Annotated in this window: 5 protein-coding genes; 1 reads left to right on the forward strand and 4 read right to left on the reverse strand. The window is 34.9% G+C overall.

Going from position 1 to position 4,457, the window contains the following annotated elements; translation table 11 throughout:
• Positions 1–338: 338 nt before the first annotated feature.
• Positions 339–1,811, forward strand: coding sequence for a flavin monoamine oxidase family protein (locus AC1DIV_RS29590; protein WP_477577933.1), 1,473 nt, complete (start codon positions 339–341; stop codon positions 1,809–1,811).
• 143 nt (positions 1,812–1,954) lie between these two features.
• Here AC1DIV_RS29590 and AC1DIV_RS29595 read toward each other — a convergent pair whose 3' ends face one another.
• The 4 genes from AC1DIV_RS29595 to AC1DIV_RS29610 form a co-directional block, all read right to left on the reverse strand.
• The gene (locus tag AC1DIV_RS29595; RefSeq protein WP_477577934.1) at positions 1,955–2,374 is read right to left on the reverse strand and encodes a UPF0715 family protein; all 420 of its coding nucleotides are present in this window, start codon (positions 2,372–2,374) and stop codon (positions 1,955–1,957) included.
• A gap of 209 nt (positions 2,375–2,583) precedes the next feature.
• On the reverse strand, positions 2,584–3,003 hold the full coding sequence (locus AC1DIV_RS29600) for a GNAT family N-acetyltransferase (RefSeq protein ID WP_477577935.1): 420 nt from the start codon (positions 3,001–3,003) through the stop codon (positions 2,584–2,586).
• 344 nt (positions 3,004–3,347) lie between these two features.
• Positions 3,348–3,842, reverse strand: a complete 495-nt coding sequence (locus tag AC1DIV_RS29605) for a cysteine hydrolase family protein (RefSeq protein WP_477577936.1) — start codon at positions 3,840–3,842, stop codon at positions 3,348–3,350.
• 311 nt (positions 3,843–4,153) lie between these two features.
• Positions 4,154–4,457 (reverse strand): NIPSNAP family protein (locus tag AC1DIV_RS29610; RefSeq protein WP_477577937.1); only part of this gene is annotated, 304 nt, incomplete at its 5' end.

Below are 4,457 nucleotides of genomic sequence, written 5' to 3' on the forward strand. Positions count from 1 at the left end.
TTGATTTTGTTTATCTTGCATTTTAAACTTCATATTAGGGTTCCTCCTAAGGTTTTGAGTTTGAGTGGTGTCTTACTCATATCTTACTGAGGAGCCCTATTTTTTTCAAAGCTGAAAAATAACGAACTACAGGAATGCTAACCTGCCCCGTTAGTCCCGTAAGAAAAAGTTTGCCGCAGCAACCTCCCTTATTAAGTAAAGTGGGGTCTCCTTTGCTTTATTTAATAATTTCATTTGTGCCCCAGCTAATAAAGTAGATATCCATAAATAGTAGGAACTCATAGGCATCTATACAAGTGAATACAATGTAATAAATCTATTTTACTGGAGGAGAAGCGATGCCTAATAACAAAAATAATCAATTAACGACTCAACAAATGATTACCATTATTAGAAATGGGCTAAAAAAGTCGCAAGTTCCCAAACATATTACTATTGTTGGCGCAGGACTAGCAGGAATCGTTTCAGCTTCCCTATTGCAGGAGGCCGGGCACATCGTCACAATCCTTGAAGCAAACAACAGGATAGGCGGACGTGCCTATACCATACGCTCCCCCTTTAGTAATGGGCTTTATTTTAACCTAGGCCCAATGCGTATTCCTGATGTTCATTTTTTGACCTTAGAGTATATTAAAAAATTCGGGTTAACCCTAAACCTGTTTATTAACCGAACTCCAATGGATATTCTTTATCTCAATGGAATCAAAACACGTCTTAACATTTTTGAACGTTCTCCTGGTATTCTAAACTTTCCCGTTGCCCTAAATGAAAGAGGTAAAAGCGCAGAGGAGCTGGTGAAATTAGCTACACAGCCAATTCTCGATTTTATTAAACAAGACCCAACGAGAAATTGGTATCTCGTAGAAAAAGAATTTAAAAACTACTCACTAGGTACCTTCTTAAAATCTTACCATTATCAATATGGAACAACTTTTTCAGATGGCGCGGTTGATATGATCGGTGTACTCCTTGACTTAGAAGCATATATGGGAATGTCATTTATTGAAGTTTTGCGAGAAGAGGCGTCCTTCAGAGCAAATCGTTTCTATGAGATAACCGGTGGTATGGATCTACTGCCAAAGGCATTTCTCCCTCAAATAGAAGAAGATATTATGTTCAATCAAAGGATGACGAAAATTGTCCAACATAACAACAGAGTAACCATCCATTCCACCCATCAGCACACCTTAGAGGATTCCACCATAACTGGTGATCTTGCCATCATAACCATCCCCTTTTCAGTGTTAAGATTTGTGAAAGTTGAACCATACCATTCTTTTTCCTATTATAAACGGAGAGCGATTCGTGAACTGAACTATATGAGCGCAACAAAAATCGGAATCGAGTTTAAAAGCAGGTTTTGGGAAAGGCACTATCAATATGGTGGTAAATCCATAACTGACCTTCCGATTCGATTCACTTATTACCCAAGTCAGGGGATTGGTACAAAAGGGCCAGCTGTGGTTTTGGCAAGCTATACATGGGCGGATGAGGCTTTAACATGGAACGGACTATCCAACGAAAATCGCATTCAATATGCTTTAAAGAACTTAGCTGAAATTTACGGAGACCAAGTCTATTATGAGTTTGTGTCAGGAACTTCCTTTAGTTGGGTCGATAATGAATATTCTTCTGGAGCTTTCACTGCTTTTGAACCGGGTCAGGAAACCGAGTTGCATCCTTATATCCCTATACCTGAAGGAAGAGTGCACTTTGCCGGTGAACATACTTCGCTTACCCACGCTTGGATGCAAGGGGCAATTGAATCTGGAATACGAGTTGCATATGAAGTGAATGACTTGCCAAAATAAAACAGGAAAAATAGATAAATTAGGACTTATAGAAATTTCTTATACAACTAACCTGCCCCTTTAGTTGCATAAAGAAAGAGCTGCCTTAAAGATAGCTCCGATCTTGAGCTAACGCACCCTGTTAGCTGAAGAACTAGGATATTTCAGTTTTTCTTTTGTAAGAAGACAGAATCCCAAAACCAATAAATAGCAGCTGCTGCAAAACTAAAACCGTAATATATTTGGGTTTTAACTAAATATGTAGGTTCAACTCTAAATAACATTACATTAAATAAAAATACTGCTACAAAAGAAAGTACCGTGTAAATTAAAAGATAAAACACATTAAATTTTCTCGGGCGTTTATTAAATATAATCTGCAAGGGTACTGCAAAAAGTAAATAAGGTATAACAACATAAAAAGAATAAATAATAACGGGCATTAACTGCAACCAAGAGGGTTCTCCACTAACTACAATTATAAAAACAGAAAAAGAGATACAAGACAAGAATAGACTAACAAAATAATAAGGTATTACATCGCTAATTTTCGATACTTTTCCACTTAATTTCCAAATCTCCAATTTTTCTCAACCTTCCAAATGTCATGTTACTTTTTTCCATAATAATATCATTTCTTCAACTATTCTGCCCCGTTAGTTTCATAAAGAAAGAGCTGTCTTAAAGACAGCCCTGATCTTCACCTAACGCACCTGTTAGTTCATTAAGGAAAAGTTTACTTAGATAACAAATGTTTCAACGTTAATTAACTTTTTCTCCTGAAAATCTAAATCTACTTCTTTGAAATTACAGTAAACATCCCTGTCATATTGGGTGAGAAGTCTTTAAAATTATATTTCTCATAGAACGGTTCTTTATCTTCTGATGCAAACAACCCAACAAACGCCTTGTCTGGGGCGTTTGTATTTAAGTATTCAACCAAAAGATTCATTATTTTATGTCCAATACCACGTTTCTGATAATCTGGATGAACCACGATATCTTGGATATAGAAATAAATAGCTCCATCGCCAACAATTCTGCCCATACCAAAAATTTGTTCATTATCCTTGACTGTGATGCAGTAAATAGAATTCATTAGGGATGTTTCCACCACATCAAAATTCATATAATTAGTCCATCCCACAGACTCACACAAATATTTGTATTCTTCTAATGTTGGAATATTACTTTCAATCTTATAGTTGTTCAAACTGTTACCTCCTGTGACTTAAACTTCACCAATAAATATATATATTCCTCATCGTTTGATTTTCTCCCTTGTACAACTAACCTTTCCCTTTAGCTCCATAAGAAAAAGCTGCCTTAAAGACAGCCACGATCTTAAGCTCACTCACCAGTTAGTTCTAGAAGGAAAGCGATTCTGAATAACTAAAAATCTTTTGATACAGAGGGTTCATTCTATCTAATGAGTGCCAATTAGATTAAATTAATAATTTTCCAATGGGGAGCATTTTATTTTAAAATAATAAAATAAATCGCCCTCGGAGCAGCTTATTTGTTTAGGACTACTCATCAGTATACAGTAATTCTTTTCTACAAAAATGTTATAAATCTATTATTCCAAAGATTCTCATGATGTTCAATGATTGTTTTAGCTCCAAGAATATCACTGTTAAGGGTGGTAGTTAATCCTTTTTTCATAAGTAATTTATATCCTAATCCATGAGCCATTCTAATAGTTGTATCAACACAATATTCAGTTTGTGCGCCACAAATTTCAAGTTTATTTATATTTAATTTCCTTAGTTGTTCATTCAAATCAGTCTTGTAAAATGAATTTGCATGTGTTTTGTTGATATAGATATCTGTATCAACAGCATCTAGTTCCGGAAAAAGTCTCCATTTGGATGAATTAAGAACCAGATCACTATCATTATGTTGAACAAAAATTATAGGTTGGTTTTCTTCTCTAAATAAACAGATTCTTTGATTAACCTCATTTAATACATTAGCTAAGTTATAAAGTGGAACATTTTCAGGCTGAACACCAACTTGCAAGTCAATAATTATTAATGCTTTATTTTCCATAATTATTCTTTCTCCTCATACGCTTCTTAATATTTTATGTACTTAACGATATCATAAAATTCTTATAATGTTAGACCTATCTTTTCAAGAAAAGATGCACTTTAAAGGGTGCTTGTTTAACCACTATTATACTGCAACTTTCGTTAATTAAGCCTTACTCCATTAAATGGCCCCATTGTTGAACAAAGATCATACAGCACTATACAACTAACCTGCCCCGTTAGTTCCGTAAAAAAAGGTTGCCGCAGCAACCTCCCTTATTGAGTAAAGCAACTGTTAGCTTAACAAGGTATATATAGATTAATGTATGTTCATTCGAATATAGGACGCATAAAGCTTCTCTTATAACTTAAAATACATTTAGTCTCTTCTGCAAATTTATATGCTTCTTGACATTCTGCATCCAATGCCATTTTTACTCGGTACTCTTCATATGCTGCTAAACTTGGGAAAGTGAATAATGCATAAGCAATATTATTAGCACCCTCATGTGGAAGGAAATAACCCTGATGTGTACCGCCTAATTTATTAACTAATCGAATCCACATCTTACCGTATTCCTCGAACTCATTTAATTTATATGGGTCAATAACATATTTCAAATAGCATGTAACC

Source organism: Peribacillus sp. 05N428, from assembly GCF_056397085.1.